This is a genomic window from Mesorhizobium sp. C432A (genome assembly GCF_030323145.1).
GTDB lineage: Bacteria > Pseudomonadota > Alphaproteobacteria > Rhizobiales > Rhizobiaceae > Mesorhizobium.
Window position 1 is genome coordinate 3,193,577 of the sequence record NZ_CP100470.1, and the last position, 16,640, is coordinate 3,210,216.

Annotated in this window: 13 protein-coding genes and 1 pseudogene; 11 read left to right on the forward strand and 3 right to left on the reverse strand. The window is 62.1% G+C overall.

The window, feature by feature from the left end; translation table 11 throughout:
- Positions 1–145 precede the first annotated feature (145 nt).
- The 6 genes and pseudogenes from NLY33_RS15410 to NLY33_RS15435 all read left to right on the forward strand — a co-directional run bounded on the left by NLY33_RS15410 (position 146) and on the right by NLY33_RS15435 (position 7,282).
- Complete coding sequence (locus tag NLY33_RS15410) at positions 146–1,798, forward strand: ABC transporter substrate-binding protein (RefSeq protein WP_023705598.1); 1,653 nt, start codon at positions 146–148, stop codon at positions 1,796–1,798.
- Between the two features lie 222 nt (positions 1,799–2,020).
- Positions 2,021–3,055 carry an ABC transporter permease gene (locus tag NLY33_RS15415; protein ID WP_023668188.1) on the forward strand — a complete coding sequence of 345 codons (1,035 nt, stop codon included), beginning with the start codon at positions 2,021–2,023 and terminating at the stop codon, positions 3,053–3,055.
- Positions 3,056–3,068: 13 nt separating this feature from the next.
- Positions 3,069–4,226, forward strand: a complete 1,158-nt coding sequence (locus NLY33_RS15420; protein WP_023690814.1) for an ABC transporter permease — start codon at positions 3,069–3,071, stop codon at positions 4,224–4,226.
- Between the two features lie 47 nt (positions 4,227–4,273).
- Complete coding sequence (locus tag NLY33_RS15425) at positions 4,274–6,478, forward strand: dipeptide ABC transporter ATP-binding protein (RefSeq protein ID WP_023707712.1); 2,205 nt, start codon at positions 4,274–4,276, stop codon at positions 6,476–6,478.
- Between the two features lie 142 nt (positions 6,479–6,620).
- Entirely contained in the window at positions 6,621–6,848 is a 228-nt protein-coding gene (locus NLY33_RS15430; RefSeq protein WP_023707713.1) for a hypothetical protein, read from the forward strand.
- Positions 6,845–7,282, forward strand: a pseudogene (locus tag NLY33_RS15435) (TA system VapC family ribonuclease toxin). Before NLY33_RS15430 ends, NLY33_RS15435 begins: the two are co-directional and overlap by 4 nt.
- Positions 7,283–7,338: 56 nt before the next feature.
- Here the strand turns inward: NLY33_RS15435 and NLY33_RS15440 are convergent.
- On the reverse strand, positions 7,339–7,929 hold the full coding sequence (locus NLY33_RS15440) for a transglycosylase SLT domain-containing protein (protein WP_023707714.1): 591 nt from the start codon (positions 7,927–7,929) through the stop codon (positions 7,339–7,341).
- Positions 7,930–8,146: 217 nt separating this feature from the next.
- Here NLY33_RS15440 and NLY33_RS15445 point away from each other — a divergent pair, with 217 nt between their 5' ends.
- Together NLY33_RS15445 and NLY33_RS15450 are read left to right on the forward strand one after the other, a co-directional pair.
- Positions 8,147–9,685: a trimethylamine methyltransferase family protein gene (locus NLY33_RS15445; RefSeq protein WP_023707716.1), complete on the forward strand. Its 1,539-nt coding sequence runs from the start codon at positions 8,147–8,149 to the stop codon at positions 9,683–9,685.
- Positions 9,686–9,763: 78 nt separating this feature from the next.
- On the forward strand, positions 9,764–12,205 hold the full coding sequence (locus NLY33_RS15450; protein ID WP_023707717.1) for a GcvT family protein: 2,442 nt from the start codon (positions 9,764–9,766) through the stop codon (positions 12,203–12,205).
- A 97-nt stretch (positions 12,206–12,302) separates the two neighbouring features.
- On the opposite strand, the gene NLY33_RS15455 is transcribed toward NLY33_RS15450, so the two are convergent.
- Complete coding sequence (locus tag NLY33_RS15455) at positions 12,303–12,695, reverse strand: DoxX family protein (RefSeq protein WP_023707718.1); 393 nt, start codon at positions 12,693–12,695, stop codon at positions 12,303–12,305.
- Positions 12,696–12,903: 208 nt separating this feature from the next.
- Here NLY33_RS15455 and NLY33_RS15460 point away from each other — a divergent pair, with 208 nt between their 5' ends.
- Positions 12,904–13,392, forward strand: a complete 489-nt coding sequence (locus tag NLY33_RS15460) for a hypothetical protein (RefSeq protein ID WP_023705593.1) — start codon at positions 12,904–12,906, stop codon at positions 13,390–13,392.
- Positions 13,393–13,467: 75 nt separating this feature from the next.
- On the opposite strand, the gene NLY33_RS15465 is transcribed toward NLY33_RS15460, so the two are convergent.
- Complete coding sequence (locus NLY33_RS15465) at positions 13,468–14,244, reverse strand: VOC family protein (protein WP_023707719.1); 777 nt, start codon at positions 14,242–14,244, stop codon at positions 13,468–13,470.
- Positions 14,245–14,436: 192 nt separating this feature from the next.
- Here NLY33_RS15465 and NLY33_RS15470 point away from each other — a divergent pair, with 192 nt between their 5' ends.
- Both NLY33_RS15470 and NLY33_RS15475 read left to right on the forward strand, forming a co-directional pair.
- Positions 14,437–15,153, forward strand: coding sequence for a gamma-glutamylcyclotransferase (locus NLY33_RS15470; RefSeq protein ID WP_023705591.1), 717 nt, complete (start codon positions 14,437–14,439; stop codon positions 15,151–15,153).
- 128 nt (positions 15,154–15,281) lie between these two features.
- On the forward strand, positions 15,282–16,637 hold the full coding sequence (locus NLY33_RS15475; RefSeq protein ID WP_023705590.1) for an NAD(P)-dependent oxidoreductase: 1,356 nt from the start codon (positions 15,282–15,284) through the stop codon (positions 16,635–16,637).
- Positions 16,638–16,640 lie beyond the last annotated feature (3 nt).

Consider the following 16,640-nt stretch of genomic DNA (forward strand, 5'->3'; position numbering starts at 1 on the left):
TGCGCCAAGTCTGTCGTTATCACGCGAACCGCTCCCTTTTCAAAGTTGCACATTCCCTAATAGGTTCCGTAGCCATGCCGTCTTTGACATCACGGCAGGGATGCGGAATGTTAAAAGGCGGAAAGCCAACAATGGGAGTTAAGGTATGACAAATTACAAGAGTAATGGCGATCGCGTTCCCGATCACATCCTGGCCATGGCCGAAGAAGCCAAGGCAGGCAAAGTCGATCGCCGCGAGTTCCTCGCCATGGCGAGCGTGTTCGGCGCGTCGACTGCGATGGCCTACGGCATGCTCGGCGTAGCCGTGCCGACCCAAGCCAGGGCCGAAGAGGTGCAGGGCAAGAAGGGCGGCATCCTGAAAGTCGCGCAATGGGTCAAGGATCCCAAGGATCCACGCAAGGCCGATTGGTCGGAAATCGCCAATGCCGAGCGCCAGGCGCTTGAGCCGCTGGTCAAGTACACCAGCGAATACACGTTCCGCCCGTACCTTCTGGAGAGCTGGGAGGTCAACGACGACGCCACCGAGTACACGCTGCATGTTCGCAAGGGTGTGACCTGGTCGAATGGCGATGCCTTCACCGCCGATGACGTCATCTTCAATCTCAAGCGCTGGGCCGACAAGAAGGCCGAGGGCAATTCCATGCCTGGCCGTCTCGGCACGCTGGTCAAGGACGACAAGCTCGACGAAAGCGCCGTGACCAAGGTCGACGACCACACCGTCAAGCTGAAGCTCGGCAAGGCCGACATCGCGCTCATTCCGAACATGTGCGATTATCCCGGTCTCATCGTCCACAAGAGCTTCGACGAGAAGGGCGGCGACTTCAAAGCCTGCCCGATCGGTACCGGTCCGTTCGAGCTCGTCTCCTACGATGTCGGCCAGAAGGTGGTCTACAAGCGCCGCGAGGACAACAAGTGGTGGGACGGCGAGGTGTTCCTCGACGGCATCGAATTCGTCGACTACGGCACCGATCCGGCAGCCATGGTCAGTGCCTTCGAGGCCGGCGAAGTCCATACCAATTTCGAGACCTCGGCCGACTATGTGTCGATCCTCGACGGACTGGACCTGGTCAAGTCCGAAATCGTCACCGCCTCGACCATCGTGTGCCGCACCAACATCAACAACAAGCCTTATGGCGATCAGAAGGTGCGTAACGCGCTGCAACTGGCGGTCGACAACAATGTCGTTCTGCAGCTTGGCTACGGAAATGCCGGCACGGTGGCTGAAAACCACCATGTCTGCCAAATCCACCCGGAATATTACGAGCTGTCCAAAGTCGCTCGCGATCCGGCCAAGGCCAAGGCGCTGATGGCGGAAGCCGGCCAGGCCGACTTCGAGCATGAGCTGATCACGGTCGACGAAGACTGGCACAAGAATACCGGCGACGCCATCGCCGCGCAGATGCGCGACGCCGGCCTCAAGGTAAAGCGCACGGTGCTGCCGGGCTCGACGTTCTGGAACGATTGGACCAAGTACCCGCTGTCGATGACCAACTGGAACATGCGGCCGCTCGGCGTCCAGGTTCTGGCGATCGGCTATCGCACCGGCGAGGCCTGGAACGAGTCGGCCTATTCCAACCCCGAATGGGATGCCAAGCTCAATGCAGCATTGGCCGTTGCCGATGCGGCCAAGCGCAAGGAGATGATGAAGGACATCGAGCAGATCCTGCAGGATTCCGGCATCATGATCCAGCCATACTGGCGCAAGCTCTACAGCCACTCGGTCAAGGCGGTGCAGAATTACAAGATGCATCCGACCTTCGAGCGCGACTACGGCAAGGTCTGGCTCGACCAGGCGTGATCGGAACGTCAGGGAAGGGGCGCTTCGCTCCTTCCCGTCACGCCTCGCATGGCCCAGAACCGGAAGCCGCCGCAGCAAAAAGTTGCGGACTCTCCTGAAAGACCGTTCAATAAACTGGGTTGATTGCATCCGAGTGCCGATTTGACGGCCAACTCTGCCGGCAACGGCAAAGCTGGTTTTTCGAACTGGCTCCAACCCCAACCAGACCGGCAGGGGACCGCCATGCTTTCTTTCGTAATCCGGCGTCTCGGCACCATGGCATTGACGATGCTGTGCCTGACGATGATCGTCTTCTTCCTGATCAACCTCGAGCCGAATTTGAAGAAGCTGGCGATCAGCCAGACCGAAATGCACACATCGGCCGAACAGCTCGAAAGCTGGCTGGTCAACCATGGCTACCGGCAGAACTTCTTCGTGCGCTACGGCCAATGGCTGGGCGTCGTCCCGAAACAACCGGTGACCGATCCGGCGACCGGCAAGCCGACGCAGCGTTTCTCCTTCTGCAACGATCCGCTGGAGCCGAAATTCTCCGGCATCCTGGAAGGTGATTTCGGCTGCTCGACCAAGTTCAAAACCTCCGTTGCGTCAAAGCTCTTCCCCGCACTCGCCGCCACCGGTATCCTGATGCTCTGTGTGCTGTTGGTGATGGTGCCAATTTCGCTGCTGATTGGCATCCTGGCCGGCATGCGCGAGGGCTCGCGAACGGACCGAACGCTGTCCGTCGCATCGATCGCGTCGACGGCGACGCCCGAATATGTGTCCGGCGTCATCTTCACCGTCATCTTCGCCTCCTGGCTCGGCTGGCTGAACGGTTCGGCCGCCTCGGCAAGCCAGGGCATCACCTTCTACAATTTCACCCTGCCGGTGATGACGCTGGCGATCTACGGCATCGGCTACATCGCCCGCATGACACGCGCCTCGATGGTCGAGGTGATGACGCAGCAATATATCCGCACCGCCCGGCTGAAAGGGCTTTCCTTCGGCAGCGTCGTCGTCAAGCACGCGCTGCGCAATGCGCTGATTGCGCCCTTCACCGTCATCATGCTGCAATTTCCCTGGCTGCTTACCGGCGTCGTCATCGTCGAGGTGATGTTCCGCTACCAGGGCTTTGGCTACACGCTGGTCGAGGCCGCCGGCAACAACGACATCGATCTGCTGCTTGGCTGTTCACTGGTCTCGGTGTTCATCGTGCTGATCACGCAGCTCATTTCGGATGTCGGCTACGCGTTCCTCAATCCGCGTATCAGAGTTCAATAGGGGGCTGGGGCAGATGCAGGTCGAATATATCGGTGCCTTCAATGTCGTGCTCGGCGTGATTGGGCGTTTCTGGCCAGTCTGGTTAGGGCTTGCCCTGGTGATGGGGGTGAGCTTCACCTACAAGAAAAGGCTCGGCCTCTACGGCCAGTTGTTCGATAGCGGCGTCGGCATAGTCGGTGTCGGCATCTGCCTGTTCTGGCTGTTCACGGCAATCTTCGCGTCGACCGTCGCGCCCTTCGATCCGCTCGCCCAGGTCCCGATCATGAAGGATGCGCTGCCGGGCGCGCTCGAGCCGGTATCGAAACTCATCTACTATTTCGGCGGCGACAAGCTCGCCCGCGATGTCTTTTCGCGCATGGTCTATGGCAGCCAGATCGTGCTGATCATCGCACCGGCGGCGACCGGTTTCGCGCTGATGGTCGGCATCACGCTCGGTCTGCCCGCCGGTTACTATGGCGGCCGGATCGACACCGTGCTGTCGTTCCTGGCCAATCTGGTGCTGGCCTTCCCGGTGATCCTGCTGTTCTACCTGCTGGTGACGCCCGGCATCATGGATACGCCCATCCCCTACGCCATGGCCGGGTTGTTCTTCCTGTTCCCGATCATATTCTTTTCCGTACTGTTCTGGACGCGCTACAAGAACCGGCCGGACCGCCTCTATATATTGCTCGGGCTGACGCTGATCATCGGCGGCTGGGTCTATGCCGGCCTGGTCTTCGATGCCGATCCGTTCAAGATCATCCACATCGACCCCAACCAGCTCAATATCTTCGTGGCGGTGGTGTTTGCTTCAAGCCCCGGCGTGTTCCGCATCGTGCGCGGCCTGGTGATGGACATCAAGACGCGCGACTATGTGGCGGCGGCGCAGACGCGCGGTGAATCGCCCTGGTACATCATGCTGTGGGAGATCCTGCCCAATGCGCGCGGACCGCTGATCGTCGATGCCTGCCTGCGCATCGGCTACACCACGATCCTGCTCGGCACGCTCGGCTATTTCGGGCTGGGTCTGGCGCCGGAGAGCCCGGATTGGGGCACCGCAATCAAGGACGCCAGCCGCCTGCTGCGCTCCTTCATCCACCCGGCGCTGCCGCCGACCATCGCGCTGATGTCGTTCGTGCTGGGCTTGAACCTGCTTGCCGACTCGCTGCGCGAACAATCGATGAAAGACTGATCTGCGGGTTTCGGCCCGCGAGCATGAAAATAGGATTGGAGCGACCCATGAATGAGGCAGTTCGAAATCCCCCAAAGTCGACCAATGGGCCGATCATCGAGATCGAGAACCTGTCGATCTCCTTCTTCACCCGCAAGGGCGAGATCCCTGCCGTCATGGACTTTTCCTGCACGGTGATGCCGGGCGAAGCCATGGGCATCGTCGGCGAGTCCGGCTGCGGCAAGTCGACTGTGTCGCTCGGCATCATGCGCGACCTCTCCAACATCGGAAAGATCGTCGGCGGCAAGATCAAGTTCCAGGGCAAGGACATGGGCGAGCTGTCCGACGAGGAGTTGCGCTCCATCCGCGGCAACAAGATCGCCATGATCTACCAGGAGCCGATGGCGAGCCTCAATCCGGCGATGAAGGTCGGCCAGCAATTGATGGAAGTGCCGCTGATCCACGACAAGGTGTCGAAGGAAGAGGCTTACAAAAGGGCGCTCGAAATGGTGCGCTCGGTGAGATTGCCCGATCCCGAACGCATGATGCGTTCCTATCCGCACCAGCTGTCCGGCGGCCAGCAGCAGCGCATCGTCATTGCCATGGCGCTGCTGTCGAAGCCGGCGCTGCTTCTGCTCGACGAACCGACGACGGCGCTCGACGTGACGGTGGAGGCCGGCATCGTCGAACTGGTCAAGGGGCTGGGCGAGAAGTTCGGCACGTCGATGATCTTCGTGTCGCACAATCTGGGCCTCATCCTCGAGACCTGCGACCGCATCACGGTGATGTATTCGGGCGAAGCGGTCGAGACCGGCAAGATCAAGGACGTGTTCGACCGGATGCGTCACCCCTATACGCAAGGGCTGTTCCGCTCGATTCCGCTGCCGGGCGCCGACAAGAATTCGCGGCCGCTGATCTCTATCCCTGGCCAGTTGCCGCTGCCGCATGAGCGGCCCAAGGGCTGCAATTTCGGGCCGCGCTGCCACCATTTCGTCGAGGGCGTCTGCAACGCCGCCGAAATCCCGATGATCGAGGTCGCCGGTCACGAAGGGCATTTCTCGCGCTGCGTGCGCTTCAACGAGATCGACTGGGAAGCGCTGCCTCCCGGCGCCAAGAAGGTCAATGAGAAGGTCGTGCCCGGCGCCCCGGTGCTCAAGATCGAGGATTTGAGAAAATACTACAAGGTCGGCGGCAGCGAAGTGTTCGGCTCCAGCGAAGGCCGCGTCGTCAAGGCCAATGAGACGATCTCGTTCATGGCGCGCGAATCCGAGACCGTCGCCATCGTCGGCGAGTCCGGCTGCGGAAAGTCGACACTGGCCAAGGTCCTGCTGGGGCTGGAGACGGCAAGTGCCGGCACAGTGACGCTGGGCAACAAGGAGATCCAGTCGACCGGCATCGAGAAGCGCAGCGTCGAAACGGTGTCGTCGATCCAGATGGTGTTCCAGAACCCGTTCGATACACTCAATCCCAGCCACTCCGTCGGTTCGCAGATCATCCGCACGCTGGAAAAATTCAAAGTCGGCAACAATGTCGCCGAGCGGCGCAAGCGCATGCTGGAGCTGCTCGACCTGGTGAAGCTGCCGCGGGCCTTCGAGACGCGCAAGCCGCGTCAGCTCTCAGGCGGCCAGAAGCAGCGCATCGGCGTGGCGCGTGCCTTTGCCGGCGATGCCAAGGTGGTGGTGGCCGACGAGCCGGTGTCGGCACTCGACGTCTCGGTGCAGGCGGCGGTGACCGAGCTGCTGATGGACATCCAGCGCAAGAACAAGACGACGATGCTGTTCATCAGCCACGATCTGTCCGTCGTGCGCTACATCGCCGACCGCGTCGTCGTCATGTATCTCGGCTACATCGTCGAGCAGGGCACGACCGACCAGATCTTCGCGCCACCCTATCACCCCTACACAGAGGCGCTGCTGTCGGCTATCCCGATCGCCGACACCAGCGTGGTCAAACGGCACATCGTGCTCGAAGGCGATATCCCGTCGGCGATGAACCCGCCGAGCGGCTGCCCGTTCCAGACGCGCTGCGGCTACAAGAAACTGGTGCCGGACAATCTGTGCGAGACCAAGGTGCCGCCGGTGAAGCATCTCGGCGATGGCCATATGAGCCTGTGCTGGCTGTCGGACGATGTGCTGGCGACGATGGAGCCCGTGATCAAGTTCGACAGGGAACACGCAGCGCATGAGGGCGTGCCGGAAGACGCACCGGATGGGATCGGCCCCGGTTTCGCCGGCGAACCGCCGAAGCGCCCGCATGGCAAGAAGCCGAGCTGACCAGCCATAGAGGCAATGCCGCTCGTTGGCGCATTGCCGCAGCGTCGCCATAGCTCAAGGAACGACAGCTACGTTCGCTTGAATATTGCTGTCCATTGCATTATGTGATGCGTGATGTTTGATGCGCGATAGGGAGCATATTGTGAGAACCACACTTGCAATCGATGACGATGTCCTACTTGCGGCCAAGGCCATGGCGCGGCAGCAGGATCGCAGCGTTGGCGATGTCATTTCCGATCTGGCTCGCCGCTCACTGCGCAGGCCACCGACCGGCGGTGAACGCAACGGCATCCCCTTGCTTGCATCGCGGCCCGACGGCCCGATGGTCGATCTCGAAATGGTCAATGCGCTTCGCGACGAATTGGCGTGACCTTCCTGCTCGACGTCAATGTGTTGATTGCGTTGATCGATCCGGCTCACGTCGCGCATGAAGATGCCCATCGGTGGTTCCAATCCACCGGGCATTTATCATGGGCAACATGTCCCATTACCTAGAATGGCGTCATCAGGATTGTAAGCAACCCGAAATACCCCAATTCTCCGGGTTCGCCCGCCGTGGTGGCGCAGATTGTCGGCAAGCTGCATGCCCTTTCAGGACATCAGTTCTGGCCTGACGAGATCAGCCTTGTCGGTTCCAACGACATCGATGCAGCCAGGATCCTCACCCCGGCACAGGTAACGGATAGCTATCTGTTGGGACTCGCCAAGGCGCGTGACGGCCAATTGGCGACGTTTGACCGAAAGCTGTCGACGGCAGCGGTAAAGGGAGGGAGGTCGATCCTCCACCTGATCCCAAGCGAATGAATGGCTGAGTTCCGCTTCGATCGCAAACTGCGTGGCTGCAAGACCGCTTGGCAACGTCAGCTGCCGCATTGCTGCAGCTGTTCGGCATAGTCGCGGGCCATCTTTTCGGTCGCCCTGGCATAGCCCTGCACGCCGGCATCGCCACGGTTGCCGCGGCCGTAGGCGGTCCAGCCGAGATAGTAGGCGAGATAGAGATTGTAGGTGTCGTTGCGGGCGACGCCGAACGTGTCTGATGTCTTGGAATGATACCAGCCGACGAAATCGACGGCATCGGCAAACTTGGTCCGCCGCGCCGCCCAGCTGCCGGTTTCGCTCTGATATTGCGACCAGGTGCCGTCGAGCGCCTGCGAGAAACCGGTGGCCGACGAGACATGTTTCCACGGAATGAAGCCGAGCAGTTTGGTACGCGGCGGCCTGGCATTGCTCTTGAAACCGGATTCCTTGCGCACCGTCGCCATCAGCACGGGGACAGGGACGCCGTATTTCTGCGAGGCGCGCTCGGCGGCCGACTGCCAGTTGTCGAACCAGCCGTCGTTCTGGTCGAAGACGGCGCAGACATTGTTGATATGGTTGGGCGGCGTCGCGCAGGCCGGCAAAGCCAGCAGCACGCCAACCGCTACAATTTTACTCAAACTCGAACTACGCATTGGAAAACGAATAGGCCGAAATCATAAAGGGAATCTTGCGGTGTTTCTTAACGGCTTGCCGGCTTGGCTGCGCTCGGTGGGCCTGTATCATTATTCCGACCTTTCGCGTCGCCTTTATCTCCATCAGAATTCAAAAATGCCGCCTTGGATAAAATCACGCCCGCGAAGGGCGGATTTCTGACAGCGATATCCGGATGCCGGCGCTCTGATGCCAGGCATGAATGAACCAAGACGAAAGCGCGGCGCGGAGCGAACCAGCAACCGGGGGCCCGCCGCCATCCCGCAACTTCCACTGCGGCGGGTGACCAATCCCTATCCGCCGATGGCGATGCTCTCAGTCGACCAGGTCGAAGCGATCCACCAGGCGTCGATGCACATTCTGGAAAATTTCGGCATCGAGGTGATGTCTCAGCGGGCGCTGGCGCTGTTCGAGAAGGCGGGCGCAAAAGTCGACCATGCGACCGCGAATGTCCGCATCGACCGGGGCCTTGTCGCCGAGGCGCTGAAGACCACGCAGTCCAGCTATCGGCTGACGCCGCGCAACCCCGCCAACACCATTCATCTCGGCGGCAACACGATCAATTTCACCCTCGTCGCCGGGCCGCCCAATGTGCACGACATGGAGCGCGGCCGGCGCGCTGGAAACTTGCACGACTATGCCGATCTGACCCGGCTGGCGCAGCATTTCAACTGCATCCACATGCTCGGCAACCAGGTCTGCGCGCCGGTGGAACTGCCGGCCAACACCAGGCACATGGATACCTATTTCACCAACCTGACGCTGACCGACAAATCGTTCCATGTCTCGGCGATCGGACGAGGCCGGGCGCTGGACGGCATCGAGATGATGGCAATCGCGCGCGGGCTGACGCTGGACGAGATGCGCGATGATCCCGGCATTGCCACCATCATCTCGGTCAACTCGCCGCGGCGTTTCGACGAGATGATGGCCGAAGGGCTGATGACCATGGCTGAGTTCGGCCAGTCGGTGGCGGTGACGCCGTTCACGCTGATGGGCGCGATGAGCCCGGTGACGCTCGCCGGCGCCCTGGCGCAGCAGAATGCCGAGGCGCTGTTCGGCGTGGTGCTGACGCAACTGGTGCGCCCCGGCGCGCCGGTGATGTACGGCGCCTTCACCTCCAACGTCGACATGAAGTCGGGCGCGCCGGCCTTCGGAACGCCGGAGAACACCAAGGCCAACATCGCCTCGGGGCAATTGGCGCGGCGCTACAATCTGCCCTACCGCACGACACCGGGGTCGGCATCGAATGCGGCGGACGCGCAAGGCGCCTACGAGACGCTGATGGCGCTGTGGGGCGCTGTGCTCGGCCACGGCAACCTCGTCTATCATGCCGCCGGCTGGCAGGAGGGCGGGCTGACGGCATCGTTCGAAAAGCTCATCATTGATGTCGAGATGATCCAGCACATGATGGAGTTCTTGCGCCCGATCGTCGTCGACGAGGCGGAGCTTGCGGTCGAGGCGCTGGGCGCGGTGCCGACCGGCGGCCATTTCTTCGGCGAACCGCACACGCTGGAACGCTATGCCACCGCCTTCTACCAGCCGATACTGTCCAACTGGCAGAATTACGAGGCATGGCAGGAGGCCGGCGGCCTCGACACGACGGCGCGCGCGACCCGGCTGTGGAAGAAGGCGCTGGAAGACTATGTCGAGCCGGTGATGGATATCGCCGTGCGCGAGGCGCTGGAGGCGTATGTGGCCAGGCGCAAGGAAGCGATCGGGCAGGGCGAGCCGTGACTTTTTCAGCGTCGGCGCGCGGCGCTGCCTTTCTGATTCACCTTATCTCCTCAACTCATTGATAACAGAGCAAAACTCATGAAATCGCATGCAAAGGTCGTGGTCATTGGCGGTGGCGTCGTCGGGTGCTCCGTGCTGTTCCATCTGGCGCGTCATGGCTGGACCGATGTCGTGCTTTTGGAGCGCGACGAGCTGACCTCCGGCTCGACCTGGCATGCGGCCGGCGGCATGCACACGATCAATGGCGACCCCAACGTCGCCAAGCTGCAGAAATACACGATCTCGCTCTACAAGGAGATCGAGGAGCTGTCGGGACAGGCGACCGGCGTACATCTGACCGGCGGCGTGCTTCTGGCGGCAACCGAGGCGCGGCTCGACTGGCTGCGCGGCGTCGTCGCCAAGGGGCGTTACCTCGGCATCGACCTCGAGGAGATATCGGCCAATGAAGCGGCCGAGCTGATGCCGCTGCTCGACCCGAAACAATTCGTCGGCGCCGTCCGCAACAAGGAGGACGGCCATCTCGATCCCTCCGGCGTGACGCATGCCTATGCCAAGGCCGCGCGGAAACTGGGCGCCGAGGTCGAGCGCTTCACCAAGGTCGAGGACATTGTGCGCCGGCCCGACGGCATGTGGCGCGTCATCACCAACAAGGGCGAAGTGGTGGCCGAGCATGTCGTCAATGCCGGCGGGTTATGGGCGCGCGAGGTCGGCCGCATGGTCGGGCTGGAGCTGCCGGTGCTGGCAATGGAGCACATGTACCTGATCACCGAGGATATGCCCGAGGTGGCGGCGTGGAACGCCAAGACGGGGACCGAGATCATCCATGCCGTCGATTTCGACGGTGAGCTGTACCTGCGCCAGGAGCGCGGCGGCATGCTGATGGGCACGTATGAGAAGGCCAACAAGGTCTGGTCCGAATTCCAGACACCGTGGAATTTCGGCCATGAACTGCTGGAGCCGGATATCGACCGCATCGCGCCGTCGCTCGAAGTCGGCTTCCGGCATTTCCCGGCCTTCGAGAGGACCGGCATCAAGCAGATCATCAACGGCCCCTTCACCTTCGCGCCGGACGGCAATCCGCTGGTCGGGCCGGTGCGCGGCCTTCCGGGCTTCTGGGTCGCCTGCGGGGTCATGGCGGGCTTTTCACAAGGCGGCGGCGTCGGTCTGGCGCTGTCCAACTGGATGATCGAGGGCGATCCCGGCGCCGACATCTGGGCCATGGATGTGGCGCGCTATGGCGACTGGGCGACGATGGCCTACACCAACGCCAAGGTGCGCGAGAATTATTCGCGCCGCTTCTCGATTCGCTTTCCCAATGAGGAGCTGCCCGCCGGGCGGCAGCTGAAGACGACGCCGATCTACGATTTGCTGTCGGCCAAGGGTGCGCAATGGGGTGTGTCCTATGGGCTGGAAGTGCCGCTGTGGTATGCGCCCGAGGGTGTCAGGGACGAATTCTCGTGGCGGCGTTCCAGCGATTTTTCCCATGTCGCCAATGAGGTCGCGACGGTTCGTGAAAGCGTCGGCCTGGCGGAGATTTCGAACTTCGCCAAATACAAGGTGACGGGAGAAGGGGCGGCCGCTTGGCTCGACCGGATCTTTGCCTGCAAGTTGCCCAAGCCAGGCCGCATGACGTTGGCGCCGATGCTGAAGGATGACGGCAAGCTCATCGGCGATTTCACGCTGGCCAATATCGGTGCCCCCAATTCCAACGGGACCGAGTGGTTCATCGCCGGCTCCGGTATCGCCGAGCAGTATCATATGCGCTGGTTCGAGGCGCATTTACCTGCGGATAGCTCAGTGCGCATGGAGGCGCTGGGGCAGAAACTGACCGGTCTGGCGATCGCCGGACCCAAGGCGAGGGAGGTGCTGGCAAAGGTCAGCCGCGCGGATGTCGCCAACACAGCATTCCCCTTCATGGCCGTCGCGAAAATGGACATCGGCATGGCGCCGTGCCTGGTCGGCCGCGTCAGCTACACCGGCGATCTCGGCTACGAGATCTGGGTGGCGCCGGAATATCAGCGCGCTGCCTTCCAGGCGTTGATGGCGGCAGGCGCGGAATTCGGCCTCGGCCTGTTCGGCTCGCGCGCGCTCAATGCGCTGCGGCTGGAGAAAAACTACGGCTCATGGGCGCGCGAATACCGGCCGATCTACGGGCCGCTGGAGGCCGGGCTCGACCGTTTCGTCGCCTATGGCAAGGATGCCGATTTCGTCGGCAAGGCCGGCGCTCTTGCCGAGCGCAAGCAGGGCGGCAAGCTCAGGCTGCGCACATTTATCCTCGATGCCGACGATGCCGATGTCATCGGCGACGAGCCGATCTGGTACGATGGCGCGGTGCGCGGCTGGGTGACGTCGGGCGGCTATGCGCATCACTCGAAGAAATCCGTCGCCATCGGCTATGTGCCGAAGGAGATCGCAGACAAGAGCGACGGCTTCGAGATCGAACTTTTGGGCAAGCGCCACGCGGCGCGCGTTCAGGCAGCGCCGCTCTTTGACGCGAACTTCGAGCGAATGCGCGCCTGAAGCGCTTCGGCTTCGCCGAGGCGCTTCAGAGTCTTGTTTTGTGCAAGTCGTTATCCCAAAACCGCTGCGCACTTTTGGGCGACATGCATCAGGCGCGTCAGGTGCTGCGGCGGTTGTCGAGCGCGAAGGCGCCGGCGCCGGCAAACACCAGATAGAGGAAGATGAAGCAGAAGGAGATTGCCGCGTCGCCGCTGTTGTTGACCGGGAAGAAGTCGCGCGGGTAGTGCGCCATGAAATAGGCGATGGCCATCTCGCCGGCCAGAAGGAACGCGACCGGGCGGGTGAACAGACCGAGCGCCAGCAGGATGCCACCGGCGAACTCCAGGATGCCTGCCGTCGCCGTCAGGCCGCTAAGAGCGTGAGGCTCGGCGCTGACCGGAAAATTGAACAGTTTCTGCGAGCCATGCTCGAGGAACTGCAGGGCCGTCATGATGCGCAGGACGCCGAGTGCCTGCGGCTGAAATCTGGCGAGACCGTCAAAAAGCTTCATCTAAACTCCATTTTTCCAACCCTGCGGCCCGGCCATAAATTATCACCCGGCGCTGGACCATTCACTTCGCGTGGCCTGTCATCAACAATCGGTGATTGGAAATCACTTCCAGTCTGGACTTCAAAATTTGTTCTCGTTATGGTTGCATACGGCTCGTTTAAGTTGTATGCCTGCGTGTAGACACTCCAAACCAAACGGGTTCCTAGCCATGAAAAAAGTCGCCGTCAGCCTGTTCGCAATTCTCGCAAGCACCAGTTTCGCCATGACCGCTGATGCTGGCTGCGATGCCTTCAAATGGCCGGTGACACGCGAGCAGGAACTGTTTCCGGCTGCGCCCGCCGCGCAGTCCGGTGCCTCTCTTGCTTTCGGCGAAGCCGCGGATATGGCGCTGGAGCCGGTCGATGCGGTCAGCTTCACGGTCTCACCGCAACGCGCGCCGGCAGCCGGCACGTTCGGCGCGACGGCAAACGTGGCGGTGCCACCGGAAGGAGAGCTCCAGATCAGCCTGTCCGACGAGGCCTGGGTCGACGTCATTCAGGATGGCCAAGCCGTGAAATCAGCGGGTTTCACCGGCGTGAAGACCTGCCCCGGCATCCGCAAGAGCGTGCGCTTCAAGCTGACGCCTGGCGCAGCCACGATCCAGCTCAGCGGCGCCAGGAAAGAGAACCTCAAGGTCGCGGTGCTGGCGCCGGAGTGACCGCGCCCGGACGCGCCTCTCATCGCACCGGCAGTGCGATGAGAGCAGTTCCGTGCAGGCGAGTACCGGAGGGGATCAGCGGCCCGGCGCGATCAGCGCGAAATAAGCGACTTGCGGATCGGTGAACTGGGCAATCCATTGGCCGGTCGGCACCGGCATCGGACCCATGACGATCTTGCCGCCATTGTCGGTGACGCGTTTGGCGGCTGCGTCGATGGCATCGACATTGAAGTAGAACAGCCACACCGGCACCGGCAGCTGTTGTGGCTTGTTCATGATGCCGCCGCCGGATTCAGGGCCGGCCGAGAAGGTCTGATAGATGCCCATCTCGCCGATGTCCATGCTACCGGCATCGGTCCAGCCGAACTGGCTGGAGTAGAAATCGAAGGCCTTCTGGCGGTCGGACGCATAAAGCTCGTGCCAGCCGACATGGCCCGGCGTCGTTGCCGGAAGGACGGGCTGGTCGGGGCCATTGGGCTGCAGGAACATGAAGGCGGCGCCTTGCGGGTCGGCGACGACGGAGAAGCGGCCGACGCCGGGAATGTCGTCGGGTTCGCGGTGAACAGCCCCGCCGGCGGCTTTCAGTGCCTCGGTCGAGGCATCGGTATCGCTGGTGTGGATATAGCCGAACCAGGCCGGCTTCAGACCCGTCCTGGCTGCTTCCTCGGGCAGGGTCATCAGCCCGCCGACGCCACGCTCGGCGGAGTTCACCACGATATAGCGCGGCATGCCGGGCGCCTTGTCGAAGGGCTCGGCCCGCCAGCCGACCACGGTGGTGTAGAACGCTTGCGCCGCATCGAGGTCGCTGGTCATCAACTCGTACCAGAAGAAGGGCATTGGGGATCTCGGCATTCTCGGTCTCCTCACCTATGCATAGATCGTCGTCCGATCCATCAAAGGACGTTTTCAGCGACGCGAATCCGACAGCGAACCGGAGAAAATTCAACGGCTGCGTTGACACATCGTTCCGCACTTCGCCCCACCGACGCCTTGCACGTGCGGCGGTTTTCGACTTTCCTTGGGCAAACGAGGGGTAGTCGTTTCATGCGCCTTATGTCGCTCACGCCTGAGCTTGTGTCACTGTGTCATCGCGAAGAGGTCGATCCCGGACCCGACTGCAGTTGGACGCAGCTGAACGATGAGGATTTTCGCACGCTTGCCTTACGGCTCTCCGACGAAGCCGATGCGGGGCCGTTATGGGTGTTCGCCTATGGCTCGCTGATCTGGAAGCCGGCTTTCGAGTCCGTCGAACGCCAGCGCGCCACTGCGTTTGGCTGGCATCGCTCCTTCTGCCTCGACATGGTGCGCTGGCGCGGCAGCGTCGCGCAGCCGGGGCTGATGATGGCGCTCGAACGCGGCGGCCGATGCGACGGCGTCATCTACCGCCTGCCCGACGGCGACAAGCCGCAGCAGATCGAAAGATTGTTGCGGCGCGAGATCGACGACCATGAGAGTGTCAGCTCGGTCCGGTGGGTTCCCGTGCGCACGGAGCAGGGCCGGATACGGGCGCTCGGCTTCTGGGTCGGGGTGACGGGCAGGGGAACCTCGCTTGGGCAGCCGCTAGATCGGGTGGCGCGGGTGTTGGCGCGGGCCTGCGGCCATGTCGGCTCGGGTGCGGAATATCTCTACAACACCGTCAGCCACCTCGAGGAATTCGGCATCCGCGACCGCAATCTGTGGCGGCTGCAGCAACTGGTTGCCGACGAGATCAGGTCGATTCATGGCGGCGCTACGAGCACTGGCTTTTCGCCCGTGACATAGGCCATAACATGAGTGGTCCGATCATATTATCAGCTAGGCTTTTCAGTGGCTTGCGGCGAAAATTGACCAATTGATAAAAAAATAAAACGTGCTAGCCTTCCCCAAAACGAAAACATGGGGAACTGACGATGCCAGAAGGCCAGTTCAAGGACGGCATTGCCGGCGGCCGGCTTGCCGCCGACCAGTACGCCGAGAATTTTTCCGACCTGCATCCGCCGCTCGATCACCACGAAGCGCTGGTCGAATCCGACCGCTGCTATTTCTGCTACGATGCGCCGTGCATGAACGCGTGCCCGACCTCGATCGACATTCCGCTGTTCATCCGCCAAATATCGACCGGCAACCCGATCGGTTCGGCCAAGACGATTTTCGACCAGAACATATTGGGTGGCATGTGCGCCCGCGTCTGCCCGACCGAGACGCTTTGCGAAGAGGTCTGCGTGCGCGAGGTGGCGGAAGGCAAGCCGGTGCAGATCGGCCGCCTGCAGCGATATGCCACCGATGTCGCGATGGCCGAGCACAAGCAGTTTTATTCGCGCGCTGAATCGACCGGCAAGTCGGTCGCCGTGGTCGGCGCCGGTCCGGCCGGTCTAGCCGCGGCGCACCGGCTCGCCCGCCATGGCCACGAGGTGACCATACTGGAAGCCCGCCTGAAGGCCGGCGGCCTCAACGAATACGGCATCGCCGCCTACAAGAGCATCGACAATTTCGCCCAGGCCGAGGTCGACTATGTCACGGGGATCGGCGGCATCGATATCCAGAACGGCAGGGCGCTCGGCCGCGACTACCGGCTGTCGGACCTGATCCGGAATTACGATGCCGTCTTCCTCGGCATGGGGCTTGGCGGCGTCAATGCGCTGCGCGCCGATGGCGAGGAGGCCGGTGGCGTCGTCAATGCAGTCGAATTCATCGCCGAACTGCGCCAGGCCAGCGATCTCGCGAGCCTGCCGGTTGGCCGGCGCGTCGTCGTCATCGGCGGCGGCATGACGGCGATCGACGCCGCCGTGCAGTCGAAGCTGCTCGGCGCCGAGGAGGTGACGATCTGCTACCGGCGCGGCCAGGAACACATGAACGCTTCCGAGTTCGAGCAGGATCTGGCAGCCGCCAACGGCGTCACCATCCGCCACTGGCTGCAGCCGAAGCGGGTCATTGTCGAAGGTGGCAAAGTGTCGGGGATCGAGCTCGAATACACCGCGATGAACGGCGACAGTCTTGTCGGCACCGGCGAGCGGCTGACGCTGACCGCCGACCAGGTGTTCAAGGCAATCGGCCAGAGCTTTGTGCCGGCGGCACTTAACGGCAGCGGTGCTGCGATCGAACTCGAGGCCGGCCGCATCAAGGTCGATGCGGAAGGGCGCACCTCGCTCGCCAATGTCTGGGCGGGCGGCGACTGCATTTTTGGCGGTGACGATTTGACGGTTTCGGCCGTGGCGCAAGGCCGCGATGCGGCGGAGAGCATCAACCGGAGTCTGACACAGGGATAGAGA

Coding starts and splice junctions, on each gene's coding strand:
- NLY33_RS15415 (WP_023668188.1), top strand. CDS start 2,021: ATGCTTTCTTTCGTAATCCGGCGTCTCGGCACCATGGCATTGACGATG.
- NLY33_RS15445 (WP_023707716.1), top strand. CDS start 8,147: ATGAATGAACCAAGACGAAAGCGCGGCGCGGAGCGAACCAGCAACCGG.
- NLY33_RS15425 (WP_023707712.1), top strand. CDS start 4,274: ATGAATGAGGCAGTTCGAAATCCCCCAAAGTCGACCAATGGGCCGATC.
- NLY33_RS15420 (WP_023690814.1), top strand. CDS start 3,069: ATGCAGGTCGAATATATCGGTGCCTTCAATGTCGTGCTCGGCGTGATT.
- NLY33_RS15465 (WP_023707719.1), bottom strand. CDS start 14,244: ATGCCGAGATCCCCAATGCCCTTCTTCTGGTACGAGTTGATGACCAGC.
- NLY33_RS15450 (WP_023707717.1), top strand. CDS start 9,764: ATGAAATCGCATGCAAAGGTCGTGGTCATTGGCGGTGGCGTCGTCGGG.
- NLY33_RS15470 (WP_023705591.1), top strand. CDS start 14,437: ATGCGCCTTATGTCGCTCACGCCTGAGCTTGTGTCACTGTGTCATCGC.
- NLY33_RS15455 (WP_023707718.1), bottom strand. CDS start 12,695: ATGAAGCTTTTTGACGGTCTCGCCAGATTTCAGCCGCAGGCACTCGGC.
- NLY33_RS15410 (WP_023705598.1), top strand. CDS start 146: ATGACAAATTACAAGAGTAATGGCGATCGCGTTCCCGATCACATCCTG.
- NLY33_RS15460 (WP_023705593.1), top strand. CDS start 12,904: ATGAAAAAAGTCGCCGTCAGCCTGTTCGCAATTCTCGCAAGCACCAGT.
- NLY33_RS15475 (WP_023705590.1), top strand. CDS start 15,282: ATGCCAGAAGGCCAGTTCAAGGACGGCATTGCCGGCGGCCGGCTTGCC.
- NLY33_RS15440 (WP_023707714.1), bottom strand. CDS start 7,929: ATGCGTAGTTCGAGTTTGAGTAAAATTGTAGCGGTTGGCGTGCTGCTG.